The organism is Pedobacter sp. KBW06, assembly GCF_003852525.1.
In the GTDB taxonomy this organism is placed as follows: Bacteria; Bacteroidota; Bacteroidia; order Sphingobacteriales; family Sphingobacteriaceae; genus Pedobacter.
In genome coordinates this window covers 868551-887636 of record NZ_QAJL01000002.1, presented here as the reverse complement: position 1 = coordinate 887636, position 19086 = coordinate 868551, and the positions used below count along the sequence as shown (strand labels likewise).

Here is a 19086-nt window from a genome sequence, read left to right as displayed (position 1 = left end):
CTGATGAAGCAGGGAGTTTTTTTATGATCGTAATCCGGAATTAATTACATCAAATCAAACCCGATATCTTCTCTAAAATATTTACCGTCAAAATAAATGCGTGCTGCATCTCCGGTTGCCGATTGTAAAGCATCAAACTGGTTGTCCTGAAGGCTGGTTACCGCCAATACTCTTCCGCCATTGGTTTTTACTACACCACCTTCTAAATTGGTACCTGCCTGGAATACCAGGGAGTTGCGCACATTGTCAATTCCAGTAATAGATTTCCCTTTTTCGTAATCTCCGGGATAGCCACCTGCAACGATCATTACGGTTGCTGCATTTTTAGGACTGATTTTTAGCTTATAATCTTTTAGTTTCTTTTGTGTGGTTGCTACAAAAAGTTCAACCAGGTCATTTTCTATACGTGGGATCACACTTTCTGTCTCAGGGTCTCCCATGCGGCAGTTATATTCGATGATCAACGGTTCATCACCAACTTTGAACAAGCCAAAGAAGATGAATCCGGTATAATCAATTTTGTCTTTCTTTAAGCCGTTAATGGTTGGGATAATGATCTGCTGTTCTACTTTGTTCATGAACGCCTCGTCTGCAAAAGGAACCGGAGATACAGAGCCCATTCCGCCTGTATTCAGACCTGTGTCTGCCTGTCCGATTTTTTTGTAATCTTTTGCCTCAGGAAGGATCACATAGTTTTCTCCATCGGTCAATACAAATACGGAAAGTTCTATTCCGTTTAAAAAGGCTTCTACTACAACTGTACTTCCGGCATTACCGAATTTGCCACCCAGCATCAGTTTTAACTCCGCTTGTGCTTCTTCAACATTGTCCAGAATTAAAACCCCTTTACCTGCTGCCAGTCCGTCTGCTTTTAAAACAATCGGCAATGCATGTGTTTCCAGGTATTTTAAGCCTTCTTCCAGGGTTTCATTACTGAAAGATTTTGAAGCTGGGGTAGGGATGCCATGACGGGCCATAAACTGCTTGGAAAAATCCTTGCTTCCTTCCAGGATGGCACCTTCTTTTTTAGGTCCGATCACCGGGATATGCGCTAAGGCTTCATCATCAGCAAAAAAATCATGGATGCCGTTTACCAATGGTTCTTCCGGGCCTACTACCAACAGATCGATGGCTTCTTTTAAGGCAAAAGCTTTTACCGCTTCAAAATCATTTGGGTTCAGGTTGATGTTTTTGCCATAAGCACCCGTTCCACCGTTACCCGGAGCAATAAATAATTGGGAACATTCAGAAGATTGGCTCATTTTCCAGGCTAAAGCACTTTCCCTGCCGCCAGAACCTAATAGTAAGATATTCATCTATGTATGGTTTGTTGTTTGAATTGTTTTGATGGAGAACCCTATCCGGTTCATATTGGCAAATATACCGCTTTAGCTAAATTATCACAGTTTAAGTTTGAATTTAAGAGATAAAGCGATAGGACAGACCTCGTTGGTAAAAAAAACGACCTGTTTTTTAAATAGATGTTAACATTCTGGCCGCATAGAGATGTACTGGGATAACAGGTTTTTTTTTGAAATTGGGTCGCGTTTACCAGCTGCAAAATTTTGACGGTATTGGTTCTTCTGAAGTTTAATTTTAGGAACTTGTAATTTTTAGTCCAACCTTTACGACTTACCCCGCAAATAAAAGAAGATGGAAAAAGTATTTATCGAAATGATAAACGAACATCGGGGGATTATCTACAAAGTCTGTAACCTGTACTGTCTGGAAAAGGAGTATAAGAAAGACCTTTTCCAGGAAATCGTATTGCAGCTTTGGAAGGCCTTTCCTTCTTTTAGAAATGAGTCGCAGCGCAGCACCTGGATGTATCGGGTCGCTTTAAATACCGCCATCACCATTTTTAGAAAAGAAAGCAAGGCCCCGGAACGGAGGAGTATTTCTGATGCTGAATTTGAAATCCCCGATATGGATTCATTTGAAGATCAACACGAGCAGATGGGCCTGCTGAAACAGGCGATAAATACTTTGACTCAAATTGAAAAGGCGATCATCCTGCTGTATCTGGAGGAGAAAAGTTATGAGGAGATCAGTGAGATCATCGGAATCACTAAAACAAATGTGGGCGTTAAAATCAACAGGATAAAAATCAAGCTGGAAAAAGTTATTAAATCAGATCGTTATGAACTTAGATGAACTAAAGGGAGCCTGGGCAGCGTATGATGATCAGCTCAAATCAACCGGAGATATTGATGACCAGGTGATCGCTGGCATGATCAGAAAAAGATCCATTTCTACTGTTGCCACGATAAAGAAAAGTTATTTGTATGGCATCTATTTTTGTTGCTTCTATGTCCTGGCCTTTGCCTTGCTAAACATCGGCGACCCTTTTGATTATACCCGTGACTTTGATCAAATCCCATTGAATGCTATGCTTGGGGCTTTGATCCTGATCCTTGTGATTCTTTTGATCGCGCGCCATGCCATGAAAAAACTGGAGGTTCCGGGACAGTCCTTACTGACCTATCTGGAAAATGTCATTAAACAATACCGTCAGACACAGAAATTATTGCTGTGGCTGGTTTGCACGATTATGTTTTCTGCTTCTGTATTGTTTCCGCTGAGCTTTCTCTCCAGAAAGATCGCTAAATCGGGCCTGTGGTGGGGTTTGATCGATACCTTTAGCTTATTGATTGTAATTGTGATCGCAAATGTGATTACTCACCTCCTTGCGAAGAGAAAGGGTGTTGGAGAGCGTTCCTGGTGGAGTTTTAAGGTGATCATTAAAGAATTGGAGGAGCTGAAAACCATGGCGGCAGAATTAAAGAACGGCTAATCGGCTTGCGCTTTCTTTTTGAGTGCTTTAGCCCGGGCATGGAATACTTTTGGGAAAATGATAAAGATTGTTAAATAATGTTGGCATACTAAAGCAAAGTACAGGATATTTTGTAATTTTAGCGCCCGACAACTGCCATTCTGACTTATTGTTTGATATGGCTTGGTTGTTGTAATTTAGTCATTTTTCAATAAGTAATAAATAATAAACACAAACATAAAAGATGTTAGGATTTTTAACCAAGGTATTTGGAAGCAAATCGGAAAGAGATATTAAGGCATTACAGCCTATAGTTATCAAAATAAACGAAGAATATTCGAAGCTTTCTGTACTGAGCAATGATGAGTTGCGTAATAAAACAGTTTACTTTAAAGATGTTATTGCAAAGGCCTTAACAGAGATTGACGGTAAGATCAGCGGTTTAAAAACGGATGCTGAAGGTCAGGATTTGTCATTGGCAGCAAAAACTGCATTATATGATCAGATCGATGAGTTGATCAAGGATCGTGATAAAGAATTAGAGGTGGTATTGCTGGACATTCTTCCACAGGCATTTGCCGTAGTAAAAGAAACTTCAAGACGTTTTTCTGAGAATGAAAGCCTGGAGGTTACTGCAAGTCAGCATGACAGAGATTATGCGGCACGCAGAAGCAATGTTAAAATTCAGGGTGATAAAGCCTTCTGGGCAAATACATGGGATGCTGCCGGTACTGAGGTGAAGTGGAACATGGTACATTATGATGTACAGTTGATCGGTGGTATGGTTTTACACAGTGGTAAAATCGCGGAGATGGCAACGGGTGAGGGTAAGACTTTGGTAAGTACATTACCGGCCTACCTGAATGCTTTAGCTGGAAAAGGGGTTCACATTGTAACTGTGAATGATTACCTGGCACGACGTGACTCGGAGTGGAATGGTCCTCTATTTGAATTCCACGGGATTAAAGTAGATTGTATCGATAAGCATGAGCCAAACTCTCAGGAGCGCAGGGATGCTTACCTTGCGGATATCACTTATGGTACCAATAACGAATTTGGTTTTGATTACCTGCGTGACAATATGTCGCAAACGCCGGATCAGCTGGTGCAGCGTAAATTGCATTTTGCGATGGTGGATGAGGTCGATTCAGTTTTAATTGATGATGCCCGTACCCCTTTGATCATTTCCGGTCCGGTTCCTTTTGGCGATCAGCATGAGTTTCATGAGCTGAAACCAAGGATCGAAAGATTGGTTGCTGCACAAAGAGAATATGTGACCAAAGCTTTGAATGAAGCTAAGAAAATGATTAATGATGGTAAAACCGGAACCGAAGAGGGAGAAGGTGGTTTAGCACTTTTACGTGCACACCGTGGTTTGCCTAAAAATAAAGCGCTGATCAAGTTTTTAAGTGAGGGTAGTGTAAAACAAACCTTATTGAAAACTGAAAACCATTATATGGCAGATCAGTCGAAGAACATGCCGAAAGTAGATTCGGAATTGTTCTTCTACATCGATGAGAAAAACAACCAGGTAGAGCTTACTGAAAAAGGTATTGAGCTGATCACCAAATCGGGAGAAGATGCACATTTCTTCGTATTGCCTGATGTAGGTACAGAGATTGCTGATATTGAAAAATCGGCTTTGAGCAGCGAAGAGAAAATTGCGCAGAAAGATGCCTTAATGCGTGACTATTCGATCAAAGCGGAAAGGATTCACTCGGTAAACCAGTTGCTGAAAGCTTATACTTTGTTTGAGATTGATGTGGAATACATCATCGATGAAGGAAAGATTAAAATCGTAGATGAGCAGACAGGCCGTATCATGGATGGCCGTCGTTATTCTGATGGTTTACACCAGGCGATCGAAGCAAAAGAAAATGTGAAAGTAGAAGATGCTTCACAAACCTATGCAACGGTGACCCTGCAAAACTTCTTCCGTATGTACCATAAACTTTGTGGTATGACGGGTACAGCAACTACGGAAGCTGGTGAGTTCTGGTCAATCTATAAACTGGATGTAGTGGAAATCCCTACAAACAGAGTGATTTCAAGAAAAGATCATCAGGATTATGTATACCGTACCGTTCGTGAAAAATACAATGCAGTAGCGGAAGAGATCGTGAAATTGACACAGGCAGGCCGCCCGGTATTGGTAGGTACGACCTCAGTAGAGATTTCGGAATTACTAAGCCGTATGCTGAAACTTCGTGGAATTAAACACAATGTGTTAAACGCGAAAATGCACCAGAAAGAGGCAGATATTGTTGCTGAAGCTGGTCAGGCAGGACAGGTAACGATCGCGACCAACATGGCGGGTCGTGGTACGGATATTAAACTGGGTGCAGGTGTTAAAGAAGCCGGAGGTTTGGCGATTGTAGGTACAGAACGTCATGAGTCCCGTCGTGTAGACAGGCAGTTGCGTGGTCGTGCAGGTCGTCAGGGTGATCCGGGTTCATCTCAGTTCTTTGTATCTCTTGAGGATAACTTAATGAGGTTATTCGGTTCTGAAAGAATCTCCAACATCATGGTGAAAATGGGAATCGAAGATGGTGAAGTGATTCAGCATTCGATGATCACCAAATCTATTGAGCGCGCACAGAAGAAAGTAGAAGAAAATAACTTCGGTATCCGTAAGCGTTTACTGGAGTATGATGATGTGATGAACTCACAACGTACGGTGATCTATGCTAAACGTAAAAATGCCTTGTTTGGCGAACGTTTAGACGTAGACATGAACAACATGACCTTCGATGTGGCGGAAGATATCGTTACTGAATATAAAGAAGAAGGAAACTATGAAGGGTTCAAACTGGAAGTGATCAAAAACTTCTCTGCGGATACTTCAATTGATGAGGCGGAATTCAGCTCCAGAAATATCCATCACCTGACAGATAAATTGTTTGAAGAAGTGACTGCATTTTATGCCAGAAAATCAGAAGCAATTATTGCGCAGGCAATGCCGGTATTGAACCAGGTATATGAAGAACGTGGAGAGCATATTGAGCAGATCATCGTTCCTTTTACAGATGGAATCCGTAGCATTCAGGTTCCGGTAGGCTTGAAAACCGCAATTGATAATGGTGGCCGTGAGGTGACTAAATCTTTTGAGAAAACAATCGTACTTGCCCTGATCGACGAATCATGGAAAGAGCATTTGCGTGAAATGGATGAGTTGAAACAATCGGTTCAGAATGCAGTTTATGAGCAGAAAGATCCATTGATCATTTATAAAATGGAAGCCTTCAATTTGTTTAAAAACATGTTGAACGCGGTAAATAAAGAAGTAGTAAGCTTCCTGTATAAAGGAGGAATTCCTGTTCAAACTGATCCAAATGATGTGCGGGAGGCGCAGGCTCACCGGCCGGCACCCAGTAGACTAAAAATGTCTAAACCAGAATTTGTAGGTTCAGAAGGAAGCATAGACGGAATGCCAATGGAGGATACCCGCGAGCTTACCCCACAGCAACCGATACGTAAAGAAGTTACAACAGGAAGAAACGAACCATGTCCTTGTGGAAGTGGTAAGAAATTCAAAAACTGCCATGGTGCGGGATTGTAATTTGTAATACACATATAGAATGCCGATTTTTGTAAAAAAAATTCGGCATTCTTTTTTTTTAAGCCATTTCATGAAAATATTAATTACCGGTATATTTTGTTGTTTTTCCATTGCCCTGTTTGCTCAGGACAAAGGTCATGTGAAGATTGTTAAAGATCCCATGATCGACAGCCTGATTGCCAAACGTATTGCTTTAAATACGAAATCTACCGCCGTAATTGCGTCGGGCAAGCCATCTGCTGCCATCGTTTCCCAAATGGGATTCCGGGTGCAGGTATTCTATGGCTCCGACAGACGCAAAGTGTTTACTGAACAGGCGCGGTTCAGGTCCAGCTACTCCTCACTGAATACCTATATCACCTATAAGGAACCCAACTATTATTTGCGTGTAGGTGATTTTAGAACGAGACTGGAAGCCCAGCGCCTCTTAAATGAACTGAAACCCATGTTCCCGACCTTGTTTATTTTCAGGGAGAAAATCAATGCCCCTAACTTAGATTACAGCAATGACAATTAAAGATAAGATCCAAAGCCTTTCGGCTGATATATTTGATCAGGTAAGAGGTTACCGCCAGCACATTCATGCCAATCCTGAACTTTCTTTTAAAGAATTTGAAACTTCCGCTTTTATCAAAAAGCATTTGGACGACTGGGGAATCCCGTATACTGAGATGGCAAATACCGGTGTGGTAGGCATCATCGAAGGAGGAATCCCTTCTGATAAAATAGTTGCACTTCGTGCGGATATGGATGCTCTTCCGATCATTGAGGCAAACGACAAACCTTATGCCTCTAAAAATCCAGGGGTGATGCATGCCTGTGGCCATGATGTACACAGTTCTTCTTTACTGGGAACCGCTTATATCCTGAACAGCATGAAAGCAGAATTTGCAGGAAAGATTAAACTGATCTTCCAGCCTGGAGAAGAAGTATTGCCGGGTGGAGCAAGCATCATGATCAAAGAAGGGGTGCTGCAGAATCCTAAGCCTCAGGCGATCATCGGACAGCATGTAATGCCATTGATCGATGCAGGGAAGGTTGGCTTCCGCTCGGGCATTTATATGGCTTCTACAGACGAATTATATGTGACGGTACATGGTAAAGGCGGACATGGTGCCCAGCCTCATCAGAATATTGATCCGGTATTGATTGCGGCGCATATTGTAGTTGCTTTGCAGCAGATCGTCAGCAGGAATGCCGATCCACGCCTGCCTTCGGTACTTTCTTTTGGAAAAGTACAGGCCAATGGTGCAACGAACATCATTCCGAATGAGGTGAAAATGGAAGGTACTTTCAGAACACTGAATGAGGACTGGCGCAGGGAAGCCAAAAAGCTGATGAAGAAAATGGCTGAAGGTATTGCAGAAAGCATGGGTGGAAGTTGCGATTTTAACATCATGGATGGCTACCCATACCTGATCAACGAAGAAAAACTAAGCGACAATGCGCGTTTATATGCAGAAGACTACCTGGGTAAAGAAAACGTGCTGGACCTGGACATCTGGATGGCTGCAGAAGATTTTGCTTACTATTCTCAGGTAACAGATGCTTGTTTCTACAGGTTGGGTACAGGGAATAAAGAAAAAGGAACGAGTTATTCGGTACACACCCCAAATTTTGATATTGACGAAGATGCCTTGAAGCTGTCGACCGGCTTAATGGCTTATATCGCATTAAGACAATTGGGAAATTAGGGTGCTCCAAATGAAGAAAATAGGGTTATTCGTTGTTTTTGCCCTCTGCTATTTAAAAAACTCAGGTCAGGAGATCGCCCGGTTTAATCCGGATACGATTAAGACCATTCAGCTGGATTCGGCAGTGAACATTACTGCCCAGAAGTTTGGTGTGGAGACCTTTATCAATGCCATCATTACGGACAACAGCTTTTATCAGGCTTTCCGGAATATGAAGAAATATGGTTTTATCGCTGAAAACAGAATCTTTACGTATAATAAAAAGAATAAGGTTGACGGTAAGATTTACCGGAAAATCAAACATCACCCCTCGGGTCCTGTAAAAATGGAATACCTGGTGAAACAGGATACGGGAAAGGTGTATAAGAAAAATGGCAAGTACCAGTTGTATACCATAGAGATGTTTGATTACATTTTTATGAATGCCTATAATTCGGAATTTGTTGCCGAAGGACCAATGACGGCGGGCAAAGGGGCTGAAAGTAATGAGAGTTATAAGAGTAAGCTCAAGACACTGATTTTTGCACCGGGAAGGCCGATCAAAGGATTGCCTTTTATAGGCAGTAAAACGCAGATCTTTACGGCCAATATGCGTCAGTATTATGATTACAGTTACTATAGCGGCACTTACCTGGATTCTATTCCGGTATACTGGTTTAAAGTGAAGGTAAAGCCTGACCTCAGCAACGGTACGAAGGATGGCCTGATGATCAAAGAGCTGACAACCATTTTTGATAAAAGAAATTTTGAAATTCTGGGCCGTTACGTGGACATGAAGTACAGCAATATGCTCTTTGATTTTGATGTACAGATGAACATTGAAATGAGCTATTTTCAGGGAGAGAAATTGCCAAGCAAGATCTCTTACCAGGGGAATTGGGATTATCCTTTTAAAAAGGAGGAAAGAGCGAGCTTTTTAATCGTTCATAAAGACTATCAAGGCGAAAAACGTTAACTTTATTTTCATGAATAAACTCAGCTTCCTGATTCCGGTATGCTTGCTTGTGATTGCAGGGGTGACTCCTGTAAATGCACAGGTCCTCAATGATAAACAGGTGGATAGCCTGGTGGAAAAAACACTCAAAACCTTTAACGTTCCTGGAATTGCAGTAGCCATTGTAAAAGATGGAAAAGTAATCCATTCCAAAGGATATGGTGTCCGTTCGCTACGTACAAAGGAGCCGGTAAATGAAAACACTTTTTTTGGGATCGCTTCCAATAGTAAGGCTTTTACCGCCGCCGGGTTGGGAATCCTGGTGGATGAAGGAAAGTTGAAATGGGACGATAAAGTAGTGGATATCATTCCTGGCTTTAAGCTGTATAATCCCTATGTAACACAGGAATTCACGGTAAGGGATCTATTGACACACCGCAGTGGATTGGGACTGGGTGCAGGAGACCTGATGATTTTTCCGGATTCAAACCGGGTGACTAAAGCGGAACTGATCCACAACATGCGCTACCTGAAACCTGTTTCGGGATTCAGAACGAAATTTGATTATGATAACCTGCTGTATATTGTTGCCGGAGAAGTACTGGCAAAGGTATCGGGAATGAGCTGGGAGGATTTTATAGAAACCCGGATCATGAGACCGATAGGAATGAGTCAAAGTGCTGCCGATTACCCAAGGTTAAAAGATAAAAACAATTCCATTGATGCACATACTTCCATTGACGGGAAATTAACGGTGATCAGTAAAGGTTTTCCGGAGATTTCGAATGCTGCGGGAGGAATCTGGTCGAACGTTACAGAAATGAGCAAATGGGCGATCATGCAAATGAATGGCGGCAAATACGGGCAGGACTTAAATACAAAACTATTCAGCACAGAAGTACATGAGGAAATGTGGAGCCCGCAAACAATTATCGCAGGATCTTCTTTTAACAGTTACGGGCTGGGCTGGTTTTTAGGTTCGGTGAACGGGAAGCTTCAGGTTTCACATACGGGAGGTTTAAGCGGGATTGTCACTCAGGTGACTTTAATTCCGGAGTTAAAACTCGGAATAATTGTACTGACCAATCAGGAGAGTGGTGCTGCTTTTTCTGCGATCACGAATACCATTAAAGATGGCTATTTTGGAATAAAAGGAAAAGACAGGATCGCCGCCTATAAAGCGAATGTGCTGGTCAATGAGGCAGAAGATAAAAAGATCACTGATCAGACCTGGGCAGCTATCGCCGTGGAAATGAAAAAGAATACGCAGAAGGTAGATCTGAGCATTTATGAAGGTTCTTTTACAGACCCGTGGTTTGGAGAAGTGACGATTAAAAATCAGGGAAACAAGCTTTTCTTCCAGTCTGTAAACTCTCCGAAACTTGGTGGGCAAATGGCCTTTTATAAGGGGAATACCTTTGTGGCAAAATGGACAGACCGGAGCATGCATGCGGATGCTTTTGTAGTTTTTTCCCTTGATAAGGATGGAAAAGCTTCCGGTATAAAAATGCAGGCCGTTTCTCCTGCAACAGATTTTAGTTACGATTTCCAGGACCTTGATTTTACACGGTCTGTTAAAAAATAAAGCTGATGAGAGCAATTCAAAAACTAAGCCTTTTGCTGGCGCCCTTTGCGCTGCTGATCTTATTTACTTCGATGAATGTCAAACCTAAAAAGATTATTTTTTTTGGGGATTCTATCACCCAGATGGGGGTTGCTCCGGGTGGATATGTAGACCTGATCCGTAAAGCACTGGATCCTTCAAAATATGAAGTGATCGGTGCGGGAATCGGTGGTAACAAGGTGTATGACCTTTATTTGAGGATGGAAGAGGACGTGCTGGTTAAAAAGCCTGACCTGGTGGTGATTTATATCGGCGTGAATGATGTCTGGCACAAACAATCCATGCATACTGGAACGGATTATGATAAGTTTATTTCTTTTTATCAGGCATTGATCAACAAGATAAAGGCGGGAGGTGCAAAGGTGGTTTTATGTACACCAGCAGTGATTGGAGAGCAAAAAAACGGGGCAAATGAGATGGATGCCGATCTGGATAAATATTCCGGCGCAATCAGGGAGCTTGCCGTTAAAAATAAATTACCGCTATGTGACCTTAGGAACTTGTTTAAAACTTACGGGGAGCAACACAATGCAGCCGATCTGGCCAAAGGAATATTAACGACAGATGGCGTACATTTGAACGATAAAGGGAATCAGGCCCTGGCAGCAGCATTACTGCCGCTTGTAAAATAAAAATTAATCTGGCTTAGATCAGGAAGGTCTTAATCAGGGTGATGAGAGAAAGAGAAAATAAAATAACAGATAATGATTAACCACGATACCATCACCAAAATCATGGAAACCGTCCGTATTGAGGAGGTTGTCGGTGATTTTGTGTCTTTAAAAAAACGTGGTACCAGTTTGATTGGGAATTGTCCTTTTCACAATGAGAAAACACCCTCTTTCCACGTTTCTGTGGCCAAAGGGATTTACAAGTGTTTTGGTTGTGGTAAAGGTGGCGATTCGGTCCATTTTATCATGGACCATGAAAAGTATTCCTATCCGGAAGCTTTAAAGTTCCTCGCCCAGAAATACAATATTGAGGTTGAGGAAACGGTGCAGTCGCCCCAGAACATCGAGGCGCAGAATGCAAGGGAAAGTCTTTACATCGTTTCAGAATATGCGGCGAGTTATTTTGCCAATGAAATGTGGGCGGGCGAGCAGGGCCGTGCCATCGGTTTAAGCTATTTTAAAGAGCGGGGCTTCAGGGAAGATATCGTCAAGAAATTCCAGCTGGGCTATTCCCCGGATGTCTGGGATGCCCTGATTCAAAGTGCTGTTGCAGCAGGACATAAAGAAGAATACCTGGAGAAAACAGGCTTGTCGATCAGAAATGATAAAGGCAAACTGTACGACAGGTTCAGAGGGCGGGTAATGTTCCCGATCCATAACTTCACCGGTAGGGTGATTGGTTTTGGCGGCAGGACCCTGAAAACGGATAAAAACGTCCCTAAATACGTTAACTCGCCTGAAAGTGACATCTACCATAAGTCGAATGTGCTTTATGGCTTATATCACGCTAAAAAGGCAATCAGAGATACGGATAACTGTTATCTGGTAGAAGGATATGCGGATGTACTCGCTGTACATCAGGCAGGAATTGAAAATGTGGTGGCCTCTTCGGGTACTTCACTGACGACAGAGCAGATCCGTCTGATCGGCCGTTTCTCTCAGAACGTTACCATTCTTTACGATGGGGATGCTGCGGGAATCAAGGCCTCGCTGCGCGGACTGGACATGATCCTGGAGGAAGGCCTGAACGTTAAAGTGGTGCTGTTTCCGGATGGACATGATCCGGATTCCTATATGCACCATGTGGGTTCAGGGGAGTTCAAAAAATATATAGAGAACAACCGGAAAGATTTTATCCTGTATAAGGCAAGTATCCTGCTGAAAGAAGCGGGTACGGATCCGATCAAAAGGGCAGGCATCATCAGGGATATCGTAGAAAGTATTGCTAAAATTCCGGACGACATAAAAGCCTCCATTTTTATCCGGGAATGCAGTGGTCTGTTGCAGGTAGAAGAAAGGATTTTACTTTCTGAACTCAATAAGATCAGGGTTGCTAAGTTCAAAAAATCAGGTTCCGGCTCACAAGGGCAGGGATCTTCTTCTTTTCAGCAGCAGAACCAGGGGCAAAACCAATACCAGCCTTATCCCGACGGACCTCCTGATAACCTGTTTGAAAATCCGGATTCTGCTTCTGAATTTATTGAAGCGCCGGTTGCGGAAGAAAACGACCTGCTGCAGGAGCAGGAAATTGTCAGGCTTTTACTGGCCTACGGACATGAACTGGTGAGCTGGGACAAGATCGATAACATGTATATCGGCTCCTTTATCATGCAAAACCTGGCAGATGTGAGTTTTCAGGATGACCTTTGCAAAAAGATCATTGATACCTACCGGGATGAAATAGAGAACGGGCATTTGCCGGTGGCGAGTCAGTTTATCAACAATGAAGACCGGAAGATTGCAGAGCTTGCGATTACCCTTTCCACATCACCTTATTCCCTGAGTGAGAACTGGTACAATAAACACAATATCTATGTTCGTGACGAAAGTATCAACCTGAAAGCAACCATTCTTGGCGGATTGTATCACCTGAAAAAAGGGAAGGTGGCCAGGATGTTAATGGACATTGCCAAGGAACTTAAAACAGAAACCGATCCGGTAAATCAGGAAATCCTGATGCAAAGGTTTATCTTTATCAAGGGCGTGGAAAAAGAGATTTCGAAATTCCTGGGAACGGTAATCTTAAAATAAATGGCGCTGCACAACGAGCTCGGAAAGCGTGGTGAGGCGATCGCCAGGGAATATCTGGAAAATGCAGGATACCGCATTTTAAATGTAAACTGGAAATACGCCAGGGCGGAAGTTGACGTTATAGCTGAACAGGATGGAAAGCTGATTTTTGTGGAGGTAAAAACGCGTACTTCTACAGATTACGGACATCCGGAAGATTTTGTAGACCGGAAAAAAGAAAAGCAACTCGAGTTTGCTTCCGCCGCCTACATAGAAATGAAGAACCATCAGGGAGAGGTTCGTTTTGATATTATTGCAATTGTTTTCGAAAATAAAGACCTTTATAAAATTAATCATATTGAAGATGCATTCTGGCCAAGTTAAAAAAATCATTAACCTATCTAAGTTAGTCCTGGCGGTAGTGGTACTATCAGGCATTTCATTGATCATTTCCTGTAAAGACACGGGTTCTTCGGGCTCAAGTGTGGGATTTAAATTCCCGGAACAGGGACAGTCATTTGGCCTGGGCGATGAAGTTAAAATCGCACTGGATGTGCCTGAAGGAAAAAGCATCACCTCGGCTACTTATACCCTGGACGGGAAAGCGGTAGGATCAAAAAATAACGGCGAGCCTGTTGCGGTAAGTACCGCAGGTCTTAGCCTGGGCTATAAGCTGATCACCGCAGTGGTGGAAGCCGATGGGAAGAAAGATACCCTGACGATCAATATCGAATTGAAGTCTTCCGTAAAGCCGGTTCAATACACTTATAAGATCGTAAATACATTTCCACATGATACCTCTGCCTATACACAGGGACTGGAATATCATGGAGGAAAGTTTCTGGAAAGCACCGGGCAGGAGCAGCATTCTACCCTAAGATGGGTGGATGTTAAATCCGGAAAGGTATTACAGCAAACTAAACTTGATGATCAGTATTTTGGAGAAGGTTCGAGCCTGGTCGACAATAAAGTGGTCATGCTGACCTGGCAAAACAGGTTGGGTCTGGTATTCGATGCCAGCTCATTTAAGCAACTTTCCACTTTTCCTTATCAGTCAAGCATGGAAGGATGGGGCTTGTGCTTTGACGGAAAACAACTGATCAAATCTGATGGGACGAATAAAATCTGGTTCCTGAATAAAGACAATTATAAAGAAGAAAGCTCCATAGAGGTTTACAACAACATTGGTCCTGTAGATAAGCTAAATGAACTGGAGTACATAGACGGAAAGATTTACGCGAACGTATACACCAAAAATGTGATCGTGGTGATTGATCCTAAATCCGGGGTAATAGAAAAAGAAATTGACTTTACCGGGCTTTTACCGGCAGGTTTTTACAAGGATGAAGTGGATCAGGCAAACAATGTCCTGAATGGAATTGCCTGGGATAATGCGGGAAAAAGATTGTTTGTGACCGGCAAGAAATGGCCGCATCTGTTTGAAGTAAAAATCAGTTCTAAGCAATAGGATTTTGTAATCAGAATCGTCATACTTTGCTGCACAAGGTATGACGATTTTTTATTTGTTATTTTTTGTCTTCTTTGGGTTCTGCGATCACCCCGTTGAAAGAAATGGCCTGTCTGTTGTTGCTGTTTACATTGAGTACAGCATAACCATTCTCAGATACGCTTAAAGTCATGTTTTGTACCTCTTTTGCATCTTTAGGTGCAATGTTGATGACCCAGCCTCCTTTTTTCTTTTTCGTCGTTTTATAGCTGAATTTTTTAGACTTAAATTTGATACCGGCATCGTCCGGGTTCATAGAGGCGGTATATGCACGCCCGTAATAAGGCAAATAAGCCTCCACACTGTCTTTATTAATCTTCAGTTGGTATTGAGAGCCGGAAAGCTGAATCATGCCTCCTCCGCTTCCATTTTGCATTCTGTTCAATACTGCAGTGACGTCGGCATTTGCCATGGGCATTGCGGAAGTAGCATTGAATACCAGATGTTGATCTGCCACCAGTTTTGCAGTGGTTTCTTTGTCCGTCTGGGCGATTGCCTGTACCGTACTGAAAACAATTAAGAGGGTGAATAATTTTTTAAATGTTTTCATGTTTGTGTATTTTATTGTATTAGAACAAAATAGCGCTTAAAAGGTTTAATTCCAAGCGCTATTTTCGGTGTGGATTTTATCTCCAGCTCTTATACTGATTGATCAGACCGTTGGTTGATCCGTCATGTGTTGATACCTCTTTATCGTCGTCCAGTTCAGGAAGGATACTTTTGGCCAGTTGCTTGCCCAGTTCCACGCCCCATTGGTCGAAACTAAAGATGTTCCAGATGATGCCCTGAACAAAGATTTTATGTTCATATATTGCAATCAGGCTTCCCAGACTGAAAGGCGTTACTTTTTTCAGGAGAATAGAATTGGTTGGCCTGTTTCCTTCAAATACTTTGAATGGAGCCAGTTTTTCAATTTCTTCTGCAGTTTTGCCTTCTTTTTTAAGCTCTTCGGTTACCTGTTCTTTGGTTTTTCCGTTCATCAGCGCTTCTGTTTGTGCAAAGAAGTTAGACAGCAGGATCGGATGGTGGTTCCCCAATGGGTTTAAGCTTTGTGCCGGAGCGATAAAATCGCAAGGGATTAAGCGTGTTCCCTGGTGAATCAGCTGATAAAAAGCATGTTGTCCGTTTGTTCCCGGCTCTCCCCAGATGATCGGGCCTGTTTCATAGGTCACGTCATTTCCGTTACGGTCTACATGTTTTCCGTTGCTCTCCATATCTCCCTGTTGGAAATAGGCCGCAAAACGGTGCATGTACTGATCATAAGGCAGGATTGCCTGAGTTTCTGCATCAAAGAAATTGATGTACCAGATACCGATTAAGGCAAGGATCACGGGAATGTTGATTTCGAATTCTGCATTTTCAAAGTGCTCGTCGGCGGCATGTGCACCTGCAAGTAATTGTTTAAAGTTGTCGTAACCAATGCTCAGGGCAATAGGAAGTCCGATGGCACTCCACAGGGAGTATCTTCCACCTACCCAGTCCCAGAATTCGAACATGTTCTCGGTATCGATACCAAAGGCGGCAACATCTTTTGCATTGGTAGAAAGTGCGGCAAAATGTTTGGCTACGTCTGCCTGTTTTGCACCGCTATTCAGGAACCAATCCTTTGCGCTGTTGGCATTGGTCATGGTTTCCTGGGTAGTGAATGTTTTGGAAGCAATCAGGAACAAGGTCGTTTCCGGATCTACATTTTTTAAGGTTTCTGCAATATGTGTTCCGTCGATATTAGAGACGAAATGCATGTTCAAATGATTTTTATAGGCTTTTAGGGCTTCGGTGACCATTACGGGACCTAAATCAGAACCGCCGATACCAATATTGACTACGTCGGTGATGGCTTTTCCGGTATAACCTTTCCATGCTCCGGAAATGATCTCTGCACTGAATTTTTCCATTTTTGCCAGGACACGGTTTACTTCGTCCATAACATTTTTACCATCAACGAGCACCGGATCGTTGCCCTGGTTCCGTAAAGCGGTATGTAATACCTGTCTGCCTTCGGTCTGATTGATCTTATCACCATCAAACATGGCTTTAATCGCTTCATCCAGTTTACATTCCCTCGCCAGCTGAATCAATAAAGCCATTGTGGTGTCGTTAATCCTGTTTTTTGAATAGTCAACAAGGATGTCTTCAAAGAGCAGTGAGAATTTCTCAAAACGGGTTTCATCTTCGGCAAAAAGATCTTTCAGACTTTTCTCATTGATGTCAATAAAATGATCGGTAAGGTACTTGTAGGCCTCAGTTTCTGTAAAGTTTATCGTTGGTAGCATCATATTCGTGTTTTTGTAAATGTAGGGGTTTATTTTATTTGCTGAAATGTCATTAATAATATTTATCAATGGAAATGAATCTCCATTGATAATCTTATATTTAACGTAAAAATGATATTTATGAGAAGATTTTACTTTGTGTTGTTGGTCATGATTTCGTCAAACGTTCTCGCTCAGAAAGGCAGTTTGAGAATGGAGGTTTCAAAAAAAGCGTTAAGCATTGAAAAAAAGGTGATCGATTGGCGCCGGGACCTTCATGAGCATCCTGAATTGGGAAACGGCGAGGTCAGAACAGCAGGCATTGTAGCGAAACACCTGGAATCTCTGGGCATCGAGGTGCAGACAGGGGTTGCGAAAACAGGTGTAGTCGGGATCTTAAAAGGAGGTAAGCCCGGTCCGGTTGTTGCATTACGGGCGGATATGGATGGGCTTCCGGTAACAGAGCGGGGGAACCTGCCTTTTGCCTCTAAAGTAAGAACAACGTATAACGGACAGGAAGTAGGGGTGATGCATGCCTGCGGTCATGATACGCATGTGGCCATTTTAATGGGGGTGGCAGAGGTGCTGGCTTCAATTAGAAAAGACATTCCGGGAACGGTTAAATTTATATTTCAGCCGGCAGAAGAAGGGGCTCCGCATGGAGAAGAGGGAGGTGCAGAGCTGATGGTAAAAGAAGGAGTTTTGGAAAACCCTAAGGTGGAGGTCATTTTTGGCTTGCACATCAATTCACAGACGCCGGTTGGCGACATTACTTATCGTCCGGGCGGTGTAATGGCAGCGGTAAACGACCTGAAAATTACGGTTACGGGCAGACAGGCACATGGTGCCTATCCATGGAGCAGTGTAGATCCCGTAGTGATTTCTGCACAAATTGTGAATAACCTGCAAACTATTGTGAGTAGAAACCTGAATGTCACGGAAAATCCGGGGGTGGTTACTATTGGCGCCATCAATGGTGGAGTAAGGTCTAACATTATCCCAGAAAAGGTAGAAATGCTCGGCACCATTCGTAATTTTACGAAGGAAGATGAAGCCATGTTTATTGAAAGGGTAAAGACGATTGCCACGAAAACGGCAGAATCGGGTGGAGGAACAGCAGAGGTGAAAATTCCTTACAGCAATCATTATCCGGTGACTTTCAATGATATTCCTTTAACCGAGAAAATGCTGCCCAGCCTGAAGGCTACTGCCGGTGCTGATCATGTGAAACTAAAACCTCCGGTTACGGGTGCGGAAGATTTCTCCTTTTATCAGGAGAAAGTACCGGGTTTGTTTATTTTTCTCGGTGGGATGCCAAAGGGAGGAGATCCGTTGAAAGCACCTTCACACCATACGCCTGATTTCTTTATCGATGAAAGTGGCTTTACCCTGGGAGTGAATGCCCTTAGTAATCTGGCACTTGATTATATGAACTTAAAGAAATAACAACATGTTTTTGATTTTGGCATCATTTTATTTGATTATATTTAATTAAAGAAAAATTACGTCACCTAGAAAAACAACAACCATGTTAGAAAATTTAAATGAATTGGTAAAAGAAAGTACTCAGGAAGCGATTGTCAACAATAGTGCAATCCCTAATGAGCAGAACGAAGCCGCTATTCAGGCCGCTTCTGGTTCTATCTTTGATTCACTAAAGCAACAGTTATCATCAGGAAATATTGGTGGTCTTGTGGATGCTTTTAAAGGTGGAAACGTAGAAGGAAGTGCTGTGGTACAGGATGCTTCGTCGGGATTTGTAGACAAACTTGCGGGAATGGGAATTAATCTGGACTCTGCCAAAGCAATTGCAGCGTCTGTAATTCCTGGAATTGTCAGTAAATTCATCAATAAGACGAATGATCCTAACGATAGCTCTTTCAACATTCAGGATGTGCTGACCAAGATCTCCGGGGATGATGGTAAGTTTCAGTTGTCGGATTTAACAGATCTGTTCGGCGGAAATAAAGGAGGAGCCCCAGGGGAAGCGAAAGAAGGCGAAGGAGGAATTGTAGACAAGCTAAAAGGACTTTTTAATTAATATTTCTGTTATTTTTTAAAG

The 19086-nt window shown here is 42.7% G+C and carries 16 protein-coding genes; 13 read left to right on the top strand and 3 right to left on the bottom strand.

The window, feature by feature from the left end; genetic code table 11:
- Window positions 1-44: 44 nt before the first annotated feature.
- Complete coding sequence (gene purD / locus DBR43_RS13890) at window positions 45-1316, bottom strand: phosphoribosylamine--glycine ligase (RefSeq protein ID WP_124581753.1); 1272 nt, start codon at window positions 1314-1316, stop codon at window positions 45-47.
- 337 nt (window positions 1317-1653) lie between these two features.
- Here purD and DBR43_RS13885 point away from each other — a divergent pair, with 337 nt between their 5' ends.
- From DBR43_RS13885 to DBR43_RS13835, 11 genes are all read left to right on the top strand, one after another.
- On the top strand, window positions 1654-2154 hold the full coding sequence (locus tag DBR43_RS13885; protein WP_124581751.1) for an RNA polymerase sigma factor: 501 nt from the start codon (window positions 1654-1656) through the stop codon (window positions 2152-2154).
- Entirely contained in the window at window positions 2141-2794 is a 654-nt protein-coding gene (locus DBR43_RS13880) for a hypothetical protein (RefSeq protein WP_124581750.1), read from the top strand. The genes DBR43_RS13885 and DBR43_RS13880 overlap by 14 nt, the downstream gene beginning before the upstream one ends.
- Before the next feature lie 223 nt (window positions 2795-3017).
- Window positions 3018-6332: a preprotein translocase subunit SecA gene (gene secA / locus DBR43_RS13875; protein WP_124581748.1), complete on the top strand. Its 3315-nt coding sequence runs from the start codon at window positions 3018-3020 to the stop codon at window positions 6330-6332.
- 70 nt (window positions 6333-6402) lie between these two features.
- Window positions 6403-6849: an SPOR domain-containing protein gene (locus tag DBR43_RS13870; protein ID WP_233602968.1), complete on the top strand. Its 447-nt coding sequence runs from the start codon at window positions 6403-6405 to the stop codon at window positions 6847-6849.
- Entirely contained in the window at window positions 6839-8026 is a 1188-nt protein-coding gene (locus DBR43_RS13865) for a M20 family metallopeptidase (RefSeq protein ID WP_124581744.1), read from the top strand. Before DBR43_RS13870 ends, DBR43_RS13865 begins: the two co-directional genes overlap by 11 nt.
- 10 nt (window positions 8027-8036) lie before the next feature.
- Window positions 8037-8981, top strand: a complete 945-nt coding sequence (locus tag DBR43_RS13860; protein ID WP_124581742.1) for a hypothetical protein — start codon at window positions 8037-8039, stop codon at window positions 8979-8981.
- Between the two features lie 10 nt (window positions 8982-8991).
- Window positions 8992-10545, top strand: coding sequence for a serine hydrolase (locus tag DBR43_RS13855; protein ID WP_124581740.1), 1554 nt, complete (start codon window positions 8992-8994; stop codon window positions 10543-10545).
- A 5-nt stretch (window positions 10546-10550) separates the two neighbouring features.
- On the top strand, window positions 10551-11216 hold the full coding sequence (locus tag DBR43_RS13850) for an SGNH/GDSL hydrolase family protein (protein ID WP_124581738.1): 666 nt from the start codon (window positions 10551-10553) through the stop codon (window positions 11214-11216).
- 72 nt (window positions 11217-11288) lie between these two features.
- On the top strand, window positions 11289-13286 hold the full coding sequence (gene dnaG / locus DBR43_RS13845) for a DNA primase (RefSeq protein ID WP_124581736.1): 1998 nt from the start codon (window positions 11289-11291) through the stop codon (window positions 13284-13286).
- Complete coding sequence (locus DBR43_RS13840) at window positions 13287-13649, top strand: YraN family protein (RefSeq protein WP_124581734.1); 363 nt, start codon at window positions 13287-13289, stop codon at window positions 13647-13649. It begins immediately after the preceding gene.
- A complete protein-coding gene (locus tag DBR43_RS13835) occupies window positions 13630-14733 on the top strand; it encodes a glutaminyl-peptide cyclotransferase (RefSeq protein WP_124581731.1) in 1104 nt (367 codons plus the stop codon). The genes DBR43_RS13840 and DBR43_RS13835 overlap by 20 nt, the downstream gene beginning before the upstream one ends.
- Before the next feature lie 58 nt (window positions 14734-14791).
- Here DBR43_RS13835 and DBR43_RS13830 read toward each other — a convergent pair whose 3' ends face one another.
- Both DBR43_RS13830 and pgi read right to left on the bottom strand, forming a co-directional pair.
- Entirely contained in the window at window positions 14792-15322 is a 531-nt protein-coding gene (locus DBR43_RS13830; protein ID WP_124581729.1) for a DUF4251 domain-containing protein, read from the bottom strand.
- A gap of 76 nt (window positions 15323-15398) precedes the next feature.
- On the bottom strand, window positions 15399-17045 hold the full coding sequence (gene pgi / locus DBR43_RS13825; protein ID WP_124582096.1) for a glucose-6-phosphate isomerase: 1647 nt from the start codon (window positions 17043-17045) through the stop codon (window positions 15399-15401).
- 120 nt (window positions 17046-17165) lie between these two features.
- Between pgi and DBR43_RS13820 the strand changes: the two genes are divergently transcribed.
- Together DBR43_RS13820 and DBR43_RS13815 are read left to right on the top strand one after the other, a co-directional pair.
- On the top strand, window positions 17166-18470 hold the full coding sequence (locus DBR43_RS13820) for an amidohydrolase (RefSeq protein ID WP_124581727.1): 1305 nt from the start codon (window positions 17166-17168) through the stop codon (window positions 18468-18470).
- Window positions 18471-18552: 82 nt separating this feature from the next.
- The gene (locus DBR43_RS13815) at window positions 18553-19065 is read left to right on the top strand and encodes a hypothetical protein (protein WP_124581725.1); all 513 of its coding nucleotides are present in this window, start codon (window positions 18553-18555) and stop codon (window positions 19063-19065) included.
- Window positions 19066-19086: the final 21 nt, after the last annotated feature.

Bases quoted from the DNA above. Each gene is read 5' to 3' on its own strand.
- DBR43_RS13840 (WP_124581734.1), top strand. From the start codon at position 13,287: ATGGCGCTGCACAACGAGCTCGGAAAGCGTGGTGAGGCGATCGCCAGG.
- purD (WP_124581753.1), bottom strand. From the start codon at position 1,316: ATGAATATCTTACTATTAGGTTCTGGCGGCAGGGAAAGTGCTTTAGCC.
- pgi (WP_124582096.1), bottom strand. From the start codon at position 17,045: ATGCTACCAACGATAAACTTTACAGAAACTGAGGCCTACAAGTACCTT.
- DBR43_RS13830 (WP_124581729.1), bottom strand. From the start codon at position 15,322: ATGAAAACATTTAAAAAATTATTCACCCTCTTAATTGTTTTCAGTACG.
- DBR43_RS13820 (WP_124581727.1), top strand. From the start codon at position 17,166: ATGAGAAGATTTTACTTTGTGTTGTTGGTCATGATTTCGTCAAACGTT.
- DBR43_RS13885 (WP_124581751.1), top strand. From the start codon at position 1,654: ATGGAAAAAGTATTTATCGAAATGATAAACGAACATCGGGGGATTATC.
- DBR43_RS13815 (WP_124581725.1), top strand. From the start codon at position 18,553: ATGTTAGAAAATTTAAATGAATTGGTAAAAGAAAGTACTCAGGAAGCG.
- DBR43_RS13870 (WP_233602968.1), top strand. From the start codon at position 6,403: ATGAAAATATTAATTACCGGTATATTTTGTTGTTTTTCCATTGCCCTG.
- DBR43_RS13835 (WP_124581731.1), top strand. From the start codon at position 13,630: ATGCATTCTGGCCAAGTTAAAAAAATCATTAACCTATCTAAGTTAGTC.
- dnaG (WP_124581736.1), top strand. From the start codon at position 11,289: ATGATTAACCACGATACCATCACCAAAATCATGGAAACCGTCCGTATT.
- DBR43_RS13855 (WP_124581740.1), top strand. From the start codon at position 8,992: ATGAATAAACTCAGCTTCCTGATTCCGGTATGCTTGCTTGTGATTGCA.
- DBR43_RS13850 (WP_124581738.1), top strand. From the start codon at position 10,551: ATGAGAGCAATTCAAAAACTAAGCCTTTTGCTGGCGCCCTTTGCGCTG.
- DBR43_RS13865 (WP_124581744.1), top strand. From the start codon at position 6,839: ATGACAATTAAAGATAAGATCCAAAGCCTTTCGGCTGATATATTTGAT.
- DBR43_RS13880 (WP_124581750.1), top strand. From the start codon at position 2,141: ATGAACTTAGATGAACTAAAGGGAGCCTGGGCAGCGTATGATGATCAG.
- DBR43_RS13860 (WP_124581742.1), top strand. From the start codon at position 8,037: ATGAAGAAAATAGGGTTATTCGTTGTTTTTGCCCTCTGCTATTTAAAA.
- secA (WP_124581748.1), top strand. From the start codon at position 3,018: ATGTTAGGATTTTTAACCAAGGTATTTGGAAGCAAATCGGAAAGAGAT.